This is a genomic window from Pigmentiphaga sp. CHJ604 (assembly GCF_036972535.1).
Taxonomy (GTDB): Bacteria; Pseudomonadota; Gammaproteobacteria; order Burkholderiales; family Burkholderiaceae_B; genus Pigmentiphaga; species Pigmentiphaga daeguensis.
The window spans coordinates 2335627-2355005 of sequence record NZ_CP136998.1 but is presented as its reverse complement, the minus strand read 5'-3'; the positions used below and the strand labels follow the sequence as shown (position 1 = coordinate 2355005).

Sequence of the window (19379 nt, the reverse complement as noted above, 5' to 3'; positions counted from 1 at the left end):
CCGGATCCGCTTCCACCACCATGACCGGGTGTGCATGCATTCATCTTCTACGTCCGCTGCGTCCAGCCTGCACATCGGCGCCGGCGCGGGCTTTTCCGGAGACCGCTGGGATGCCGCCGTCCCCGTGGTACGTACCCTGCTGGCGCACGACGGCCCTCGCGCCCTGATCTTCGAAACCCTGGCCGAACGCACCCTGGCGCTGGCGCAATTGCAGCGCAGGCAGAACCCCGACTCGGGCTGGGAACCGTCCCTGGAGCACTTCGTCGCCCCCGTCCTGGCCGATTGCGTGCATGGCGCCATCCCCATCATCGGCAACTTCGGCGCGGCCAACCCCCGCGGCGCGGCGCGGCAACTGCAACGGCTGGCCGCTTCCCTCGGACTGCCGGCGCTGCGCGTGGCCATCGTCAACGGCGACGACCTGCTGACCGCGCTTACCCCCGACCAGATGCGCGCACTGCTCGACCAATCGTCGATCGAGCGTCCCCTGGTCAGCGCGAACGCCTACCTGGGCGCCCGTGAAATCGCCGCGGCGCTGCGGGCCGGCGCCCAGGTGGTGGTCACCGGCCGGGTCGCGGATCCCGCCCTGGCGCTCGGCCCCATGCTCGCCCATTTCGGCTGGCCCGAGGACGATTGGGATCGCCTGGCCGCGGGGACCATGGCCGGACACATCCTTGAATGCGGCGGCCAGGTATGCGGCGGCTATTTCGCCGATCCCGGCTTCAAGGACGTGCCCGACCTGGCCGGACTCGGCTTTCCCATCATCGAGATGCACGAGGACGGGCGCTTCGTCGTCACGAAGGCCGCGAACACCGGCGGCTGCGTGGATCGCCGGACCGTCGTCGAGCAATTGCTGTACGAGATCCACGACCCCGGCGCCTACCTGACGCCCGACGTGGTGGCCGACATCACCGAGGCCGAAGTGCGCGAGGTCGGCATCGACCGGGTGGAGATCACCGACGTGCGGGGCCACCCCCGGCCCGCCACCCTCAAGGCCACGCTTTGCCACGAGGGTCCGTGGCTGGCGGAAGGGGAAATCTCGTATGCCGGCCCCAATGCGGCCGCGCGCGCGGCGCTGGCGGCCGACGTCGTGCGCAAGCGCCTGCATGCGCTCGGCCTGGGCGGCCTGAGGGTCCGTGCCGACTTCATCGGCGTCGCCAGCGTGTTCGGCGACGACGAGGGCCGCTGGACGGCCGCGGCGGGCGTCCCGGCCTCGCCGGTGGAGGACCTGCGGCTGCGCATCGCGGCGGCGGCCGCCACCCGCCAGGACGCCGAACGGGTCGCGCGCGAGGTGCTGGCCCTGTATACCTGCGGGCCGGCCGGCGGCGGCGGCGTGCGCACGACCGTCACGCCCCGGCTGGGCAGCGGCTCGTGCCTGGTGCCGCGCGAATGGCTGGCGCCGACCTGGGAGTTCGCCGCATGAAAGACGCCATGAACTCCCGCACCGTGCTCCTGCACAGACTGGCCCACGCCCGCACCGGCGACAAAGGCAATCGCGCCTCCATCAGCGTCATCGCCTACGACCCCGCCGACTGGCCGCTGCTGGTCGAGCAGGTCACCGAGGCCCGCGTGGCCGGCCTCTTTGCTTCGCGCGCGCCGACCCGGGTCAGGCGCTACCTGCTGCCGCGCCTGGCGGCGATGAACTTCGTGCTGGACGACGTGCTGGACGGCGGCGTCAACGACTCGCTGAACCTCGACACGCACGGGAAGACGCTTTCCAGCCTGCTACTGACGCTTCCCATTTCCATCGACAACAAGGAGGAGACATCATGAACACCCATCGTCGCCGGCAGCTTGCCGTGCTCGGCCTGGCCTTGCTTGGCGCATCCGCCGCCAGCGCCCAGAGCTTTCCCGACAGGCCCATCACCTTCGTCGTGCCCTTCGCCGCCGCCAGCGCCACCGACCAGATCGCGCGGGCGCTGGGCCAGGCCGTCTCCGAGGCGACCGGGCAGCCGGTGGTGATCGAGAACAAACCGGGCGCCAACTCCTTCATCGGCGCCCAGGCCGTGGCCCGCGCCAAGAACGACGGCTACACGGTGCTCATCACCACCAACACCACCCATGCCGCCAACGAACACTTGTTCAAGAAGCTGCCCTACGACCCCGTCAAGGACTTCGAGCCGGTAACCCTGCTCGGCAAGGGCGGGCAGATCATGGTCGTGCCGCCCAGCCTGCCGGTCAACAACGTGAAGGAATTCATCGCGCTGGCGAAGGCCCAGGCCGGCAAGCTGTCGTTCGGCTACGGAAGCTCGTCCAGCCGGGTGGCCGGAGAGCTCTTCAAGCAATCGACGGGGACGGAAATCGTATCGGTGCCCTACCGCAGCAATCCCATGGGCGTCACCGACCTGCTCGGCGGCCAGATCCAGGTCATGTGGACCGACATGACGACCGGACTGCCCCAGGCCAAGAGCGGCAACCTGAAGGCGCTGGGCGTCACCACCTCCACGCGCAGCCCGCTCGCGCCCGACGTGCCGACCATCGCGGAATCGGGCGTGCCCGGGTATGAATCGACCTACTGGTTCGCGGCCTACGTGCCGGCCGGCACCTCCGACGCGATCGTGAACCGCCTGAACCAGTTGTTGGTGACCGCGGCCAGGACGCCGACAGCGGCGAAGTTCTACGGACCGACCGGCACCGAACTGGTGACCAGCACGCCCGACGAGCTGCGCCGCTTCCAGGCAGCCGAATCGCAGAAATGGGCGCAGATCATCGCCAAGGCGGGCATCCAGAAAGAGTGATGCACGCGCGCCTCGGACCAGGCTGCCGCCTTACAGCAGCGGCAGCTTGTCCTCGTCGTCCCGCGGCCGGATCCCTTCGGGCAGTTCGTTGAGCCGCGGCGCGGGCGGCAGGCCCGTCACTTCCAGGATCTCCTTCTCGTCCAGCGTTTCCCGCTCCAGCAGCGCCCGCACCAGCGCATCCAGCTGGCCGCGATGCTCGCGCAGGAGGCCCAGGGCGCGGTCGTGGCAGCCGTGGATGATCTTCTGGACCTCGTCGTCCACGGTCCGGGCCGTTTCCTCGCTGTACGGCAGGCTGCCGCCCGCGGCGCCCAGGTAGGGATTCTGGCGCGGCGCCAGTTGCACCATGCCGAGCCGGTCGCTCATGCCCCAGCGCATGACCATGTTGCGCGCCAGGTTCGACGCCTGCTCGATGTCGCTTTCGGCGCCGGTGGTGCGGGTGCCGTAGACGACCTCCTCGGCCGCCCGGCCGCCCAGCATGCCCACGATGCGAGCCAGCAGATAGGCTTCGGGATAGTTGTAGCGGTCGGTCTGCGGGCGCTGGTAGGTCACGCCCAGGGCCTGGCCGCGCGGCACGATGGTGACCCGGTGCACCGGATCGGCGCCCGGCACCAGCAGCCCCAGGATGGCGTGGCCGCCCTCGTGGTAGGCGATCCGCTCGCGGTCGGCATGGCTCAGGATCAGCGGCCGCTCGGGGCCCAGCACGATCTTCTCGAGCGCGTCGTTGAAGTCCTTCTGGTGCACCTGCTCCTGGTCGCGGCGGGCCGCCAGCAGGGCCGCCTCGTTCACCAGGTTCTTCAGGTCGGCGCCCGACAGGCCGGGTGTGGTCGAAGCCAGTTCCGGCAGATCCACGTCGGCCGCCAGCGGCGTCTTGCGCGTATGGACCTTCAGGATGGCCTCGCGGCCGTTCTTGTCCGGCAGGTTGACCACCACGCGCCGGTCGAAGCGGCCCGGCCGCAGCAAGGCCTTGTCCAGCACGTCGGGCTGGTTGGTGGCTGCCAGCACGATGACGCCCTCGCGTCCCGAAAACCCGTCCATCTCGGTCAGGATCTGGTTCAGGGTCTGTTCCTGCTCGCTGGACCCGCCTATCGCGACCTGGCCGCGCGCGCGGCCGATGGAGTCTATCTCGTCGATGAAGATGATGGATGGCGCCTGCTCGCGGGCCTGCTTGAACAGGTCGCGCACCCGGGCGGCGCCCACGCCCACGATCATCTCGACGAACTCGGCCGCGCTCATGGAGAAGAACGGCACGCCGGCCTCGCCCGCCACGGCCTTGGCCAGCAGGGTCTTGCCGGTGCCCGGCGCGCCCACCAGCAGCACGCCCTTGGGGGCGGAACCGCCCAGGCGCGTGTACTTGGCGGGGTTCTTCAGGAAATCGACCACCTCGACCAGTTCGTTCTCGGCTTCGTCGATGCCGGCCACGTCCTCGAAGGTGACCTTCTCTCCCCCTTCCAGGTCATAGCGGCGCGCCTTGCTCTTGCCCAGCCCGAACATGCTGCCGCCCATGCCGCCCTGCCGCGCGGCGCGCCGGTACAGCCAGACGTAGAAGGCGATGATGAAGATGGCCGGCCCGAAGCCGAAGATCAGCGTCGTCAGCCAGTTGCCGCTCTGGATGGGCTCGGCGCTGATCTCGACCTTGTGGTCGATCAGGAACTGCTCGAAGCCCGGCCCCACGAACACGGGCAGCGTGCTTTCGAAGGTGGTGGACGTGCGTGGCTGCTGGGCCCGCGCGCCGGCCTTGGCGGGGGCCTCGGTGGCGGCGGTCGGCCAGGTGACGGCCTTGACGAAGCGGCCCTCGATGCGCTCGCCCTGGCTGTAGATGGCGGTGACGTTACCCTTGGCGACCTCTTCCTTGAAGACCGTGTAGGGCACGGTGATGGGCGCGTCGGCGCCGCCGCCCGACAGGTAGCGCGCCAGGAAGTAGTTGACCAGCAGCACGGCCAGGAAGATCAGCCACATCCGGCGCGGCGGCATGGACATCTGATTGCCCGCGTTGCGGCCATCGGGCAGTCCGCCCCTGGCCGGGGTGTTCGCGGATTTCTTCGGCTCCTGCTGGCTCGGCCACTTCATGGCGTCCCCTCCCTGTGTCGATCGGCTGCCGCCAAGCATACTCCTCCAGTACGATCTTCCTTGCGTACCCGCGCCTCGGCGACGATCACATCGCGAAAGGCCTGCACCGCCGGCGCGGCCGGCTGCCCGCGGCGCCAGATGAGGCCGACCTGCCGCCCCAGCACGGGCTCGACCAGGTCCACGCTGGCCAGGCCCCGGCCCGCCGACCCGGACAGCGCGTGCTTGGGGACCGCGCCCACGCCCACCCCGGCCTGGATCAGGCTCAGCAGCGCCGGCACGTGCAGCACCTCGCCTATCCATTTGGGACGCGCGGCCAGATGGGCCAGCCCCTGGTCGATCAACAGGCGGTTGCCGCCGCCGGCGGCCAGGCCGATGCACTCGACGTCGGCCAGTTCTTCCCAGCGCATGCGCCGGCGCCGGGCCAGCGGATGATCCGGCCGGCAGGCCAGCACGAAAGGCTCGCTCGCCAGTTCCTCGAACTCCAGGTCGGGTTCGCGCGTACCGAGGTAGCTGATGCCGAAATCGGCGTCAGAACGCGAAACCGACAGCAGGACGTCGGGTGCCGGCTGGTCCAGTACCCGCAGCCGGATGCGCGGGAAACGGGCGTGGAAAATGCTGGCGGCCCGGGCGACGAAGTTGTCCACGGCCGACGGGATGCAGGCCACGGTGACCAGCCCGCGGATGCGTTCGGACAGCTCGGTCATGCCCAGCAGCGCGCCCTCGAGTTCGGACAGCACGTGCTGGGCGCGCGGCAGGAACGACCGCCCCATGGCGTTGAGCTCGACCTTGCGGGTGCTGCGCTCGAACAGCCGCATGCCCAGCGCTTGCTCCAGCTTGTCGACCCGCCGCGACAGCGCCGGCTGGGACACGTGCAGGGCCTGCGCCGCGGCGCGGAAGCTGGCCAGTTGCGCCACCGTCACGAAGGCCCGCAGATCCGACAGATCGAAATTCATACGATTACCGTATCAATTGAAAGGATTTTTGCAATTTACAGCAAGAGCGGGATGGATGAGGATGCCGGCAAGGCACCGATGAGTGCCTTGCAGAACATTTCCGGAGGCATTACCCATGAAGCGACGCTTCATACTCCTGGCCGGCGCAGCCGCGACGGCCGGCGCGCTGGCATCCACCTCGGCCCGGGCCGACGACGCCTGGCCCCAGCGCCCGATCACGCTCGTGGTCCCCTTCGCCGCCGGCGGCGGCACCGACAGCATCGCCCGCGACATCGCCAGGCAGATGAGCGACCAGCTGCGCCAGCCCGTGGTCGTGGAAAACCGTGGTGGCGGCGGCGGCTCCATGGGCGCCAACGCGGTCGCCAAGGCCCGGCCCGACGGCTATACCGTGCTGTTCGCGACCTCGACCTTCGCCACCAACGCGGCCTTCGAGCCCAGGCTGCCGTACGATCCGGAGCGCGACTTCGCCCCGGTCGCCATGATCGGCCGCGGCCCGCTGCTGCTGGTGACCAGCAAGCAGCTCGGCGCCGCCACCGTGCCGCAACTGCTGGCCGCCGCGCGTGGCCGCGCCGAAGGCCTGAACTTCTGCTCGGCCGGCCCCGGCAGCATCAACCATCTGGCCGGCGAACTGTTCCGCCAGCAGACCGGAGCGGCCATGACCCACGTGCCGTTCAAGGGCAGCGCCCCCGCCAGCATGGAACTGCTGGCCGGACGCGTGGACGTGTTCTTCGCGACGGTGCCGACCATCCTGCCCCACGTCAAGGAAAACAAACTGAACCTGCTGGCCGTGACCAGCGACAAGCGCTCGGCCCTGTTTCCCGAGGTTCCCACCCTGGCCGAGGCGGGGGTAAAAGGCTATGACGTGACCACCTGGTGGGGCGTCCTGGCCCCGGCCGGAACAAAGCCCGCCGTGGTGCGGGCGCTGAACAAGGCGGTGATCGCCGCGGCCGCGGCCGCGCCCGTGCAGGAGCGGCTGCGCCACGAAGGCGCGACGCCGCTGGCGCTCAGCCCCGCGGCCTTCGGCGAGGAACTGCGCAAGGAACTGGCGCTGTGGCGCGGCGTCGTCGCCAAGCCCGGCATGCAGTTGCAATGACCGGACCGGCCAACACAATCATTACGAGACATCATCCATGACCGCTTTCTCCTCCCTGTCCCGCCGCGAATTCGTGCGGCTCGGCGCGGCCGGCGCCATGCTGGCGGCCAGCGGCGCCGGCCGCGCCGCCGGAACCTATCCGACCAAGCCCGTCACGGTCATCGTCCCCTACGCCCCGGGCGGCCAGGGCGACGTGTTCGCGCGGCTGTTGTCCCAGGACCTCGGGCAAGCCCTGGGCCAATCGGTCATCGTCGAGAACCGGCCCGGCGCGAGCGGCGCGCTGGGCACCCGGCAGGTCGTGCGCGCCGAGCCCGACGGCCATACGCTGCTGCTGGGCCAGACCGGCGAAATCGCCATCAACGGCTTCGCCATGAAGAACCCGGGCTACGACGCGCTCAAGGACTTGCGCGCGATCGCCCTGGTCGGCAACGCCCCGCTGGTGCTCGCCGTTCCGCAGAATTCGCCCTACGGCAGCGTCGAGGCGCTGCTGCAGGCCGCGCGCGAGAAGCCCGGCAGCGTCGCCTATGCGTCCTCGGGCACCGCCACGCCGGGCCACCTGGCGGCAGCCGCGATGGCCGCCCGCTCGAAGGTCGACATGACCCATATTCCGTACAAGGGCGCGGGCCAGGCGATCTCGGACCTCATCGGCGGACAGGTGCAGTGCTTCTTCGCCAGCGCCTCGTCGATCATGCCGCACATCAAGGGCGGACGCGTGCGCGCGCTGGCCGTCTCGTCGCTGGAACCGGTCGCGGCGCTGGCGGGCGTGCCGACCGTCGCGCAGACCCTGCCCGGCTTCGAATTCAGCCTGTGGGGCGGCTATTTCGCGCCGGCCGCAACAAAGCCCGCGATCATCGAGCTGCTGGCCGGGCACATCAACCGCATCGCCCAGAAACCCGAACTGCGCGGCCGCTTCGAAGCGGAAGGCAGCGCCGTCGATCCCATGACACCCGAGCGCTTCGGCAAGTTCGTGCGCGCGGAAATGGACAAGTACGCGGCCCTGGTCAAGAGTACCCGGGCACGCATCGACTGACCCACGCACCCCACCCTTTCCTTCCCGGCTGGATCATTATGAAAATCATCGTACTTCCCGGCGACGGCATCGGCCCCGAGACCATGGCCGCTACCGTCGAGGTGCTGCGCGCAGCGTCGCAGCGCTTCGGTTTCGAGCTTTCCCTGGAACACGACGTCGCGGGCCACGACAGCCTGCGGCGCCATGGCGCCACGGTCACCCCGGCGCTGCTGGACAAGGTCCGCGCCGCCGACGGCCTGATGCTGGGCCCGATGGCGACCTTCGACTTCAAGGACGAAAGCAAGGGCGAGATCAACCCGTCGATGTTCTTCCGCAAGGAACTCGACCTGTATGCCAACATCCGGCCCTCGCGCACCTGGCAAGGCGTGCCGCACAAGGTCGACGCCTTCGACCTCGTGGTCGTGCGCGAGAACACCGAGGGCTTCTACGCCGACCGCAACATCGCCTCGGGCGGCAGCGAGATGCTGATCACCGAGGACGTGGTCGTGTCCCTGCGCCGCATCACGCGCCCGTGCTGCGCCCGCATCGCCCGCGCCGCCTTCGAGCTGGCGCGCGCGCGGCGCAAGCACGTCAGCATCGTCCACAAGGCCAACGTGCTCAAGATCGGCGATGGCATGTTCATCGACGAATGCCACAAGGTCGCCCGGGACTTCCCCGACGTGACCGTGGACGACTTCATCGTCGATGCGATGATGGCGCACGTGGTCCGCGCCCCGCAGCGCTTCGACGTGATCGTCACCACCAACATGTTCGGCGACATCCTGTCGGACCTGACCGCCGAACTGTCCGGCAGCCTGGGGCTGGGCGGCTCGCTCAACATGGGTGCGCGCTACGCGATGGGCCAGGCGGCCCATGGTTCGGCGCCCGACATCGCGGGCCAGGACATCGCCAATCCGTTCTCGCTGATCCTGTCGGCCGGCCAGTTGCTGGACTGGCATGGCCGCCGCACCGGCCAGCCCGCCTACGTGGCCGCTGCCGACGCCATCGCGCGCACCGCCGCCACCGTCGTCGAGGCCGGCGAATCCACGCGCGACGTGGGCGGCAACCTCGGCACCGCCGCGACCGGCCGCGCCTTCGCCAAGCGGCTGCTGGAGGCCTAGGCATGGCCGCCACCGCAGCCGATATCCGGGCCGCCCTGCCGGCCCTGGCGTGCGATTGCCATACGCACGTGATCGGCGCCGCCGCGTCCTATCCCATGGCCGCCGACCGCCACTACACGCCGGGCCCGGCCCCGACCGCCCGATTGCGCCACCACCTGGAACAGACCGGGATGGCGCGCGTGGTCATCGTGCAGCCCAGCGTCTACGGCACCGACAACCGCTGCCTGCTCCACGCGCTGGCGGACATGGACGGACGGGCGCGCGGCATCGCGGTGATCGATGCCGGATCCACGCCCGGACAGTTGCGTTCGCTGCACGACGGCGGCGTGCGGGGCGTGCGCGTCAACCTGGAAAGCGCCGGCCTGCACGACATCGGCGCGGCGGAACGGGCGCTTGCCGGCGTCGCCGCGCAGGTGGCCGGCCTGGGCTGGCATGTGCAGCTGTATGCCGCCCATGGCGTGATCGCGGCGCTGGCATCCCGGCTGGCCGCGCTGCCCTGCCCCGTGGTCCTGGACCACTTCGCCATGGCGCCCTGGTCTCCCGAGGCCGCCGCGCCCCTGGTCGACCTGCTGCGCTCGGGACGCGTGCACCTGAAGCTGTCGGCGCCCTATCGGCTGGCGGACCCCGACGATGCCGCCCGCTGGGCCCAGGCGCTGTGCCGGGAGGTCCCATCGGCCCTGCTATGGGGCAGCGACTGGCCGCATACCGCCCGCGCGCCCGGCAAGGCGGCGCACGAGGTCAGCCCCTACCGCCCGATCGGTCCCGACCGCTTGCTGGATGATCTGGCGCGGTGGCTGCCGAGCCCCGAATTGCGGCAGGCGGTCCTGGCGGACAATCCCGACCGCCTGTATTGGCGCTGACGCCGCCATCCCGCATGGCCTGGCGGATCAGCGCCGCGTTCATGCGCAGCCGCTCGTCGCAGGGCGCCATCCGCGCGGCCTCCTCGGCGTGGGCCAACGCCTCGCTGCCGCGCCCCAACCGCCAACAGGCGATGGCCGCAAGATCGTGCGGCAGCGCGCCATGGCATATCGGATCGCTCATGTAGCCGTCGGGCTCGCCGGACAGCGACAGCGCCCGGATCGCCGCCGCGCGGCACTCGGCCCATTCGCCGCGCCGGTAGCGGATGTCGGCCAGGGTGACCCACGGTTCGCGGCGCTCCGGGCACTCGGCCGCCGCACGCAAGGCCCAGGCCAGGCCGTCGCGTCCCTGCAGCATGTCGCACTTGGCCAGGTACAACATGCCGGCCGACCGCTCCGGCCGGAAAGGATTGCCCGGCAGGGCAAGGTAGCGCTCGAACTCGCGCGCGGCCTCCTCGCAGCGTCCGGCGTGGAACAGCTCGCGCGCATGATAGTGCGCCATGCGCGGATCGTGGGGCTCCTCGGCCGCCGCCGCGGCCAGCTGCGGCAGATAGGAGGCGCGCGGCTTGGCCCGGCCGGGATGGTGCTCCACGCGCACGCCGGGCGCCAGCACGCCCCGTTCGACGATGCGGTCCGGATAGATACCTTCGTGGCAGGCGTGGCGCCACCGGTAGCCGTGGCGGGCATGGATGCGGTTGTTCAGGAAGCGTATCGCCGGGCTGCCGTCCGCATGGAAGGCGGCCACGAATTCGTAGTGCGCGCGCGTGGTGCCCGGCGCCCAGGCGGCCTCCAGGGCCCGTCGCCAGCCCGGGCACAGGATCTCGTCCAGGTCCAGCGACACGCACACGTCCACATCCCCCGGCACCAGCGCCAGCGCGGCGTTGCGGGCATCGTCGAAGCGCCAGGGCTCGATGGACAAGCGATGCACGCATGCGCCCAGGGCTTCCAGGCGCTCGATGCCGCCATCGGCCGACCCCGTGTCCGCGACCACCACCGCGTCGGCCTGCGCGCAGGACGCCATGAAGCGTTCGGCATGGGCCGCCTCGTCGCGGCAGATGGCGTAGACGGCGATCTTCAGGACTTGCCCGCCGCGGCCAGCTGGACCTCGACACGATCGATGTTCTCGCGATGCGCGGCCAGCATCGCCAGCAGATCGTCCTGGATGCCGGCCTCCTTGACCTTGGGCACCAGGGCCTCCAGCTTCCTGACCACCCAGGCCTGCCCGCGATTCAGGAACGCCATCCGCGCGGGCAGGTCGGCGATGGCCATGGCCTTGCCATGGAAGGCCCCCGTGCGCGAGCCGGGCTTGGCGTCCAGCGACTTGATGGCGGCGATCAGCATGCCGCACCACTTCACTTCGTCCTGCCGGATGGTTTCCATCAGCGCGCGCTCGGCCGGATCGCGCAATTGCGCCACGGTTTCCTCGGCCACGCGGGCCCCGGCCCGCTCGGCCTCCAGCAATTCGTCCAGCGCCGCCAGCAATTCCTCGCGCGAGAGCTGGCCCATGTACGCGGCGTCGGCCTGCTCGGCATAGCACACCGGCGATGCGCGGTCGGATTCGGGCTGCATTGATTTCTCCAGGATGGTCGGTCAGGCGGCGCCGGGGCCCGCGTCGCCGGGCTTGCGGACCAGCGTGACCAGCAGCGTGGTGTCTGCCAGCGCCCGCACCGCGTGCGGCTCCTGGCCGAGCAGCGCGACCAGCTGGCCGGGGCGCAGCCCACAGCTGCCGTGCGGCGTGGTGACGAGGGCTTCGCCGGCCAGGCATTGGATGGTCAGTTCGCCGGGCACGTGATGCTCCGGCAATTCGTGCCCCGCGGGAAGCACCAGCTGCATGAGCTGCAGACCGTCCGTGCGGAGCAGGCTGCTGCTTGCATGCGTGCCGCGCTGTTCGTCGCTGGCATGCAGGTCGATCGCTTCGAGCGGACTTGCGTGTCTGAGGGCCATGATCGCACCGACTGAACCGATGGGCGCTCCAGTCTCCAGGCCGAGCGCGTTGCCTTGTCGTACCTGTCTTTATACGCCAGTCCGGCGGCGGCCGCATGGTGCGGCGCCGCCGGCCGGTTCCACGCCCGGGCTACTTGTAGGCGTCGACCACCGCGTCGTACAGATTGGTCTTGACCAGTTGGTCGATGGTCAGCACGCCGTAGTTGGTCTTGGCGTCGTTATCGTAGAAATCATAATCGGCCTGCACGGTCTGGATCTGCTTGACGATGCCCCCGGTCCCACGGCCCGCCCGCGCTCGCTGGATTCCCGCTGGAAAATCCCCGCTGTCGTCAGCGGTATTGGGATTACCCTCCATAAGATTCATTTAGCATACATCTTCAAACCGGACGCCCACCTACGGAGCCGGCCCATGGCCATCCTGCTGGAAGTCGAAGAACCCGTCCCCTCCCCTCCACCGCCCCCGCAGTGGCTGGCTTTCCTGGAACTCGGTTTCCGGCCCCTGTACCTGGCGGGTTGCCTGTGGGCGGCCATTTCCATCCTGCTCTGGGTATTTGCGCCGCGGACGCTGGCCGGACCGCTCGGTGGCGTGGCCTGGCATGCCCATGAGATGCTCTGGGGCTTCATCGCCACCATCGCCGTCGGCTTTCTGTTCACCGCCGGCGCCAACTGGACCGGCATCAATCCGCTGCGCGGCAAGGCCCTGGGCGGACTGACGACCCTGTGGCTGCTGGCGCGGGCCGGCTATCTGGTGCCCGGCAGCGCGGGATTCTGGGTTGCCGCGTGCAGCGAGACCGCGTTCTTCGCCATCGCCGCCGTTGCCCTGGGCCGCTCCATCTATCCGGCACACAGCCGGCGCAACTACGGCATACCGGTGCTCGTCCTTGCTCTGGGCGCGGCGAACGTCCTCTACCTCCATACGGTCCTGCGGGGCGACTACGCCCTGCTGCTGGCACGCTTCAACCTCGGGTTGCTGTGCATGGCGGTGATCGCGCTGCTGGTGGCGCGGCGCGTGATTCCCTTCTTCGCGATGCGTGCCGTGGCCGGCCTGGACATTCCCATGCATACCCGCAGCGGCCAGTGGCAGCTCGGCGCCGGCCTGCTGGCGATCACGCTCCTGCTGGCGGGCTGGATGCCGGGGGCGGGCCTGGCTCTTGCTGCCACTGGCATGCTGACCTGCTGGCAACTGCTGGCGTGGCGGCCCTGGGCGGTGCGGCGCGTGCCGCTGCTGTGGATCCTGTACGCGGGCTACGCCGCGCTGGGCACCGGCCTGCTGGTGGCCGCGGCGCACGCGGCGGGCTGGGTCCCGCGCCTGGCCTGGCCGGCGCACGTCATCGGCGCGGCGGGCTTTGCCGTGCTGATCATCGGCATGGTCACCCGCACGGCGCTGGGCCACCTCGGCCGGCCCTTGCGCACCGACCGCAGCATGGTGGCTGCCTACGTGCTGGTGATCGCGGCGGCGGCGCTGCGCCTGGCCGCCCTGCTGCCCACGGTCTGGACGACGGGCATCCTGCACGCATCGGCGGTGGCCTGGATCCTGGGGTTCGCGCTGTATGTGTGGCGCTTCTTCCCGCTGCTGATCCGTCCGCGTTTCGATCCACATTCCTGAAGGAGAACCTGATGAAGATCCTGCACACCGCCCCGGCGCTGCTGCTGGCCGCCACGCTGGCCAGCCCCGCCTTCGCCGCCACCTGCAACGTGGACATCGCGGGCAACGACGCCATGAAGTTCGACAAGACCAGCATGGACGTGCCGCAGAGCTGCAAGCAGTTCACGGTCAAGCTCACGCATACCGGCAAGCTGCCCCGGAACTCCATGGGCCACAACTGGGTGCTGAGCAAGGCCGCGGACGTGCAGGGCATCGCGGCCGACGGCATTCCCGCGGGGCTGGACAAGAACTACCTCAAGCCGGGCGATCCGCGCGTGATCGCGCATACGAAGGTGGTGGGCGGCGGCGAATCCGACTCCGTCACCTTCGATACGAGCAAGCTCAAGGCGGGGGAAAACTACGCGTTCTTCTGCTCGTTCCCGGGGCATGCGGCGCTGATGAAGGGCACGGTGGCGGTGACGAAATAGGCGCCGGGGGTTCATGCGGACCTCCCCCTGCAAATTCAGGCATATCAGCTTTGACGCGAGCGCGAATAGCCCGCGCGCATCGCATTGCCTACAGTGCGCGTACGCGGTGCCCGCGCCACGCGCGGGCACCAGATCAACGATAACCGGCCACCGGACGCTTCCGAAGCCCGCCGGACACGAGACAAGGAACCCCACGTGATCGATCAACGACGACGCGTCTTCACGCTTGGCGCCATGGCGCTCCCCCTGGCCACGGCCATGTTTCCGGTGCGCGCGGCCGACAAGTTCCCCTCGCGCCCCATCCGCATCATCGTGCCGTTGGCGCCGGGCGGCTCCGCGGACACGGTATGCCGCCTGCTTGGGAACGGCCTGACCAAGATCCTGGGCCAGCCGGTGATCGTCGAGAATCGCCCGGGCGCGGGCGGCCTGACCGGGCTGTCCGAAGTCGCCCGGTCGGCGCCCGACGGCTACACCCTGGGCTATTCGCTGGCCGGCGCGCTGACCGTGGCGCCGCATATCGCGCGCAAGATGCCCTACGATCCGTTCAAGGACCTGGTCCCGGTGTCGCAGGTCATCGGCGTACCCGAGATCATCGTCGTCAACCCCCGAACCGGCATCAAGACCCTGGGCGAACTGGTGTCCTACGCCAAGGCCAATCCTGGCAAGCTCAACTTCGGGTCTGCCGGCAACGCCACCATTCCCCACCTGGCCGGCGAACTGTTCAAGCGCGTGGCCGGGGTCGAGATGGTGCACGTGCCCTACCGCGGCTCGGGTCCGGCGCTCAACGATCTGTTGGCCGGCCAGGTCCAGGTCATGGTGTCGGACATCACGCTGGTACGCTCGCACATCGAAGCCGGCCGCCTTACCGGCCTGGCCGTGGCGGGTCCGCGCCGTGTCGACCAGCTACCCAATTTGCCGACTACCGCCGAGGCTGGCGTGCCAGCCATGCAGGTTTCCAACTGGCACGGCCTGGTGGCGCCGGCTGGCCTGCCCCCGGCCCTGCTGGACGGGTTGCACCACGGCATCGCGAAGGCCATGGCCCTGCCCGAAGTCAAGGATCGCATCGATTCGGAAGGCGCGGAAATCGTGGCCAGCAGCTCCGCCGAATTCGGGGCCTTCCTGAAGAAGGAAAGCGACAAATGGGGCGGCCTGGTGAAGGAGCTGGGCATACAGTGGGACTGAACGTTCCCGGCCATGGGTTCGCCGGCTGCCGGGTCGAGGCCGGGAGCATCCGGGGTCGAGGCCGGGCGGGGTAGACGAGCGATTCGGTCCGCACGAATCGAGGCTGCTATCATGCGCAAGGCGGCGGACATCCATCCGGCCGCCAAGCGCGCCTCGGCTTTGCAGCCAGCCCAGCGGATGGGGCGATGAATCCCCCGTTAGCCCGCATCCATACTAGAAATCGCCTCGCCCGATGAAGCTCGCCACCTGGAACATCAACTCCCTCAACGTGCGCCTGCCGCAGGTCATCGCCTATCTGCAGGCCAATCCGGTCGATGCCCTGTGCCTGCAGGAGCTCAAGCTTCCCGACGACAAGTTCCCCGTCGCGGCCCTGGAGGAAATCGGCTATCACGCCGTCTTCACCGGCCAGAAGACCTACAACGGGGTCGCCATCCTGACCCGCCAGCCGGTCAAGGACGTGGCCAAGAACATCGACGGGTTCGAGGACACCCAGCAGCGCGTCATCGCCGCCACGCTGGATACCCCGGCCGGCGAACTGCGCGTCGTCAGCGCCTATTGCCCCAACGGCCAGTCGGTGGGAAGCGACAAATACGAATACAAGCTGAAATGGTTCGCCGCCTTCCGCGAAGGACTGCAGAAGGAACTGGCCCGCTACCCGCGCCTGGCGGTGCTGGGCGACTACAACGTCGCGCCGGATGATCGCGACGTGCATGATCCGGTCAAGTGGGAAGGCAGCGTGCTGGTGTCCGAACCCGAGCGCGCCGCGTTCCGCTCGCTGCTGGACGTGGGCCTGCACGATGCCTTCCGGCTGTTCGAGCAGCCGCCCAAGTCCTTCAGCTGGTGGGACTACCGGCAACTCGGCTTCCGCCGCAATGCCGGCCTGCGCATCGACCACATCCTGCTGTCCGACACCCTGAAGGCCGTGTGCAGCGAGTGCGTGATCGAGCGCGAGATCCGCAAGAACGAACAGCCGTCGGACCACGCGCCGGTGGTGGCGACGCTGGAAATCTAGGGCCTGTCACTCCGCCAGCGCGCAGGCCTGGCGGCGCAGGTCGGCCGCCGCCTCCAGTGTTCCATCGTGGCGCATGCGGATGGCCTTGGCCGACCCGAAGTAGAACTCGTGCAGGGAATCCTCTTCCACCGGCACGCCGGCCTCGCGCAGCCGCTGCGCCACGCCCGGCTCGAAGCCGGGTTCGAGCAGGATGTCGCCGCCGCGCGTGATGCTCCAGCGCGGCGCATCGATGGCCTGGGCCAGCGGCAGGTTCTCGAAGCAGGCATGGGCGATGACCTGCACGCCGGTCGTGGTCTGGCTCACGCCGCCCGGCGACACGCCCAGCATGGCCGGCCTGCCGCCTTCCATCACGATGTAGGGGTTCAGCGTATGGACCGGCCGCTTGCCCGGGCCCAGCACGTTGGGGCTGGCCGGATCGAGATCGAATTCGATCAGGCGGTTATTCAACAGGATGCCCGTTTCCGGATCCACGCAGCCGCTGCCGAAGGGCTGGAACACGCTTTGCAGCATGGCCAGCGCGTTGCCCTGCCCGTCCGCCAGCACGATGCCGGCGGTGTCGCCGGGATCGCGCGCGCCCGATGGCGTCCCGCCCGCCACGCTGGCCAGGCGCCGCGCGACCTGCCCAGGGTCCAGGGTGGCGGGCCACGGCGCGGCCGGGTCGGCCACCTTGCGCTGGAAGGTTTCCAGGCATAGCCGCGCGATCTGGATCTGCGCATAGGCGCGCTGGCCTTCGGGCTCGTCCAGGTACGGCGCCAGCGCATCGAGCTGGGCCAGCATCAACACCCCCAGGGAATTCGGCGGCATGACATGGATGTGCCTGTCCCGCACGGACAGGCTGACCGGTGGCGCCCAGCCGGCCCGCTGCGCCAGCATGTCATCCATGCGCAGCAGGCCTCCTTGCGCGCGCGAAAAGGCGTCCAGGCTGCGGGCGATGGGTCCCTGGTAGAAAGCGTCGGCGCCATCGCGCGCGATGCGTTTCAAGGTATCGGCCAGGGCGGGCTGGCGCAGGAGGTCCCCTGGCGCCAGCGGCCGGCCGTCGGGCACGAACAGGGAGCCGAAGCCGGGCTGGCGGACCACGGCCGGCCTGGCGCTCCTGAGGTTGCGATGAATCTCGCTGGAGCACCCGATGCCGTCCGCGGCGTGGCGCACGGCGTCCGCCAGCAGCGAGGCCCAGGGCAATCGCCCATGGCGCCGGTGCGCCTCGTCCCACAGGCGCACGAGTCCGGGCGCCACCCAGGTCGATGGTCCGCGCGGACCGATGACGCCGTCGGCGAAGACACCCGGACTGGCCAGTCCGGGCGCCCGGCCCGTGCCGTTCAGGGCCTGGACCGTGCCCGAGGCCGCGTCGTGATACAGCATCATGCCGCAGCCGCCCAGCGAGGTCGCATGTGGCAAGGCGACGGCCAGGACGGCCGATGCCGAGATCATGGCATCGACCAGCGAGCCGCCTGCCTGCAAGGTATCCAGCGCGCTCTGGCTGGCCAGGTGATGGCCGGTGACGATGGCGCGGCGCCGGCCGAACACGGCCGCACGGGGAACGGGCCTGGTCATCCGGTCACCGCAGCAGGTTGGCGCAGAAGGTGCCGACGAAGCAACCCACCCCGCAGGCGATGGGCAGCCACCAGCCTTGCCAGCGTCCCGCTGCCGGCGAAGCGGCGGCTGGCGCGGGCGCGGCATGGACGCTGGCCGCGACCCCGGTTGCCGGCGCGGCCGTCCGCGCCCCGCCGCCCGACAATTCGCGCTGCACGTTCGCGAAGAACTGCTCCGAGAACTTGCGTGCGGCGCCGTCTATCATCCGCGCGCCCAGCTGGGCGACCTTGCCGGTCACCTCGGTCTCGGCGCGATAGGCCAGCAAGGTACCGCCGGCGATGTCCTCCAGCGTCACGGCCACGCTGCCGGCGGCGGCGCCGGCCACGCCGGCCGAGCCCTGGCCCGTCAGCGTGAAGCGCTCCTGCTGCGCCTGCACCGCGCGGGCGAAGGCCACCTCGAAGTTGGCGCGTATGGGCCCCACGCCCGCCGAGATCGTGGCCCGGTAGCCGCCGTCGTCGGTGCGGCTGATGGCGCGGCAGTCGGGAATCGTCCGGCGCAGGAAGTCCAGGTCGTCCAGCGCCTCCCAGACCCGGGCGCGCGGCGCCGCCAGCGTCTTGGTGCCGTCTATGATCATGGCCGTGCTTCCCCCATCATGTCTATGCCGGCCTGCGCCAGGCCGCGATCGGCCACGCGCATGCGTTCGTTCAGGCACTTGAACTGGCCGAAGCTCCAGGCCACCAGCGGCCGCGCGAAATCCAGCGAGGTCGGCCACTGGCGCGTGAACCAATCGTAGCGCACGGCCCAGGCCTGCGTGCGATCGCTGATGAAGCGCACGCGCTGCTCCCAGGCCGACACCGCGGCGGCGACGTCGTCGGCGTCGGCCACCAGGTGCGCCAGCGCGTAGGCGTTCATCAGCGTCAGGCCCGCCCCCTGCCCCAGCGTCGGCGGCAGGCCATGGGCGGCGTCGCCCAGGATGGCGATGTTGCCGGCGCTCCACCTCGGACACTTGACCAGGCCGTAATGGTATTGCGTGCCCTCGGCCCGGTGCAGCACGGGCATCAGGTCGGCGATCCTGGGAAAGCGCCGGCTCCAGTCCCCGACGTCGATGGGAAAGCGCGCCGCCGTGGCGTCCCAGGCCGGGGCGACCATGTAGACGTAGGTATGGTCCGGTCCCGAGGGCGTCACGCCTATGCGCCGGTTGCCCGACCAGTGCTCCACGGTCTTGGGCTGGGGCGTGAAGGCGCGGCCTTCGATCAGATAGCGGTTGATGATGGTCGGCAGCTCGGTGAAGCCCCCGCCCATCTTCAGCGAATTGCGCACCGCCGAATGCACGCCGTCGGCCGCGATGACCAGGTCGGCCTCGTGCAGCCCGCCGTCGGCGGTCAGCAGGCCCTTGCCGGGCAGCGCGCCGGTTACCCGCGAGCCGGTCACGATGTTCACGCCGGCCTCGAGCGCGGCGTCGCGCAGTCCCTCGATCAGCACCTGCCGGGCGAAGGTATGGACGCGGGACTTGTCCCGCAACGGCCGCTCCTGCTTGACCGTGCCGTCGGCGAACTGGATCTGCGCCCGCTCGAGTACCGTGCCCTGGCCGCGGATGCGGTCCAGCACGCCCAGCTTCTCCAGCACCTCCAGGCTGTTGTTCTTGATATAGATGCCCGCCCCCACTTCGCGGATCTCGGATCCCTGCTCGTGGACGTTGACTTCCCAGCCGCGGCGCGCGAACAGCGCGCCGGCGCTCAGGCCGGCGATGCCGCCCCCGGCGATTTCTACTTTGCGTTTCATACCCGATACCCGAAGAAAATG

General features: G+C 69.8%; 19 protein-coding genes. 11 read left to right on the top strand and 8 right to left on the bottom strand.

Annotated features, from left to right (window positions below):
* Nucleotides 1-34: 34 nt before the first annotated feature.
* From R4823_RS11370 to R4823_RS11360, 3 genes are read left to right on the top strand one after another with little or no spacing between them, the layout of a single operon-like run.
* A complete protein-coding gene (locus R4823_RS11370; protein ID WP_338618684.1) occupies nt 35-1420 on the top strand; it encodes an acyclic terpene utilization AtuA family protein in 1386 nt (461 codons plus the stop codon).
* An 8-nt stretch (nt 1421-1428) separates the two neighbouring features.
* Nucleotides 1429-1770, top strand: a complete 342-nt coding sequence (locus R4823_RS11365; protein WP_338618683.1) for a hypothetical protein — start codon at nt 1429-1431, stop codon at nt 1768-1770.
* Nucleotides 1767-2735 (top strand): tripartite tricarboxylate transporter substrate binding protein, encoded by a 969-nt coding sequence (locus R4823_RS11360; RefSeq protein WP_087839500.1) that lies wholly within the window; start codon nt 1767-1769, stop codon nt 2733-2735. Before R4823_RS11365 ends, R4823_RS11360 begins: the two co-directional genes overlap by 4 nt.
* 30 nt (nt 2736-2765) lie before the next feature.
* On the opposite strand, the gene ftsH is transcribed toward R4823_RS11360, so the two are convergent.
* Together ftsH and R4823_RS11350 are read right to left on the bottom strand one after the other, a co-directional pair.
* Nucleotides 2766-4802: an ATP-dependent zinc metalloprotease FtsH gene (gene ftsH / locus R4823_RS11355; RefSeq protein WP_243724568.1), complete on the bottom strand. Its 2037-nt coding sequence runs from the start codon at nt 4800-4802 to the stop codon at nt 2766-2768.
* On the bottom strand, nt 4799-5755 hold the full coding sequence (locus R4823_RS11350) for a LysR family transcriptional regulator (RefSeq protein ID WP_338618682.1): 957 nt from the start codon (nt 5753-5755) through the stop codon (nt 4799-4801). The genes ftsH and R4823_RS11350 overlap by 4 nt, the downstream gene beginning before the upstream one ends.
* A 115-nt stretch (nt 5756-5870) precedes the next feature.
* On the opposite strand from R4823_RS11350, the gene R4823_RS11345 reads away from it, so the two are divergent.
* Genes R4823_RS11345 through R4823_RS11330 form a run of 4 tightly spaced genes read left to right on the top strand, consistent with a single transcriptional unit; the run spans nt 5871 to nt 9838 of the window.
* Entirely contained in the window at nt 5871-6848 is a 978-nt protein-coding gene (locus tag R4823_RS11345) for a tripartite tricarboxylate transporter substrate binding protein (protein ID WP_087839497.1), read from the top strand.
* A gap of 37 nt (nt 6849-6885) precedes the next feature.
* Nucleotides 6886-7878 (top strand): tripartite tricarboxylate transporter substrate binding protein, encoded by a 993-nt coding sequence (locus tag R4823_RS11340; RefSeq protein ID WP_087839496.1) that lies wholly within the window; start codon nt 6886-6888, stop codon nt 7876-7878.
* A 38-nt stretch (nt 7879-7916) separates the two neighbouring features.
* On the top strand, nt 7917-8978 hold the full coding sequence (locus tag R4823_RS11335) for an isocitrate/isopropylmalate family dehydrogenase (RefSeq protein ID WP_087839495.1): 1062 nt from the start codon (nt 7917-7919) through the stop codon (nt 8976-8978).
* Between the two features lie 2 nt (nt 8979-8980).
* Nucleotides 8981-9838, top strand: a complete 858-nt coding sequence (locus R4823_RS11330; protein ID WP_338618681.1) for an amidohydrolase family protein — start codon at nt 8981-8983, stop codon at nt 9836-9838.
* Between the two features lie 1071 nt (nt 9839-10909).
* Here the strand turns inward: R4823_RS11330 and R4823_RS11325 are convergent.
* The 3 genes from R4823_RS11325 to R4823_RS11315 all read right to left on the bottom strand — a co-directional run bounded on the left by R4823_RS11325 (nt 10910) and on the right by R4823_RS11315 (nt 12143).
* Complete coding sequence (locus R4823_RS11325; protein ID WP_087839494.1) at nt 10910-11404, bottom strand: DUF6306 domain-containing protein; 495 nt, start codon at nt 11402-11404, stop codon at nt 10910-10912.
* Between the two features lie 21 nt (nt 11405-11425).
* Nucleotides 11426-11779 carry a cupin gene (locus R4823_RS11320; protein WP_087839493.1) on the bottom strand — a complete coding sequence of 118 codons (354 nt, stop codon included), beginning with the start codon at nt 11777-11779 and terminating at the stop codon, nt 11426-11428.
* 130 nt (nt 11780-11909) lie between these two features.
* Entirely contained in the window at nt 11910-12143 is a 234-nt protein-coding gene (locus R4823_RS11315; RefSeq protein WP_338618680.1) for a hypothetical protein, read from the bottom strand.
* A 45-nt stretch (nt 12144-12188) separates the two neighbouring features.
* On the opposite strand from R4823_RS11315, the gene R4823_RS11310 reads away from it, so the two are divergent.
* From R4823_RS11310 to xth, 4 genes are all read left to right on the top strand, one after another.
* Entirely contained in the window at nt 12189-13385 is a 1197-nt protein-coding gene (locus tag R4823_RS11310) for an NnrS family protein (protein WP_279817607.1), read from the top strand.
* A gap of 11 nt (nt 13386-13396) precedes the next feature.
* Nucleotides 13397-13852, top strand: a complete 456-nt coding sequence (gene azu / locus R4823_RS11305; protein WP_279817609.1) for an azurin — start codon at nt 13397-13399, stop codon at nt 13850-13852.
* Nucleotides 13853-14047: 195 nt separating this feature from the next.
* Nucleotides 14048-15034, top strand: a complete 987-nt coding sequence (locus R4823_RS11300; protein ID WP_338618678.1) for a tripartite tricarboxylate transporter substrate binding protein — start codon at nt 14048-14050, stop codon at nt 15032-15034.
* Nucleotides 15035-15266: 232 nt separating this feature from the next.
* Nucleotides 15267-16046 (top strand): exodeoxyribonuclease III, encoded by a 780-nt coding sequence (gene xth, locus R4823_RS11295; RefSeq protein ID WP_087839487.1) that lies wholly within the window; start codon nt 15267-15269, stop codon nt 16044-16046.
* A gap of 6 nt (nt 16047-16052) precedes the next feature.
* On the opposite strand, the gene R4823_RS11290 is transcribed toward xth, so the two are convergent.
* Genes R4823_RS11290 through R4823_RS11280 form a run of 3 tightly spaced genes read right to left on the bottom strand, consistent with a single transcriptional unit; the run spans nt 16053 to nt 19358 of the window.
* Entirely contained in the window at nt 16053-17597 is a 1545-nt protein-coding gene (locus tag R4823_RS11290; RefSeq protein WP_279817612.1) for a gamma-glutamyltransferase, read from the bottom strand.
* Nucleotides 17598-17601: 4 nt separating this feature from the next.
* Complete coding sequence (locus tag R4823_RS11285) at nt 17602-18210, bottom strand: carbon monoxide dehydrogenase subunit G (RefSeq protein ID WP_087839485.1); 609 nt, start codon at nt 18208-18210, stop codon at nt 17602-17604.
* Nucleotides 18207-19358: an NAD(P)/FAD-dependent oxidoreductase gene (locus R4823_RS11280; RefSeq protein WP_087839484.1), complete on the bottom strand. Its 1152-nt coding sequence runs from the start codon at nt 19356-19358 to the stop codon at nt 18207-18209. The genes R4823_RS11285 and R4823_RS11280 overlap by 4 nt, the downstream gene beginning before the upstream one ends.
* Nucleotides 19359-19379: the final 21 nt, after the last annotated feature.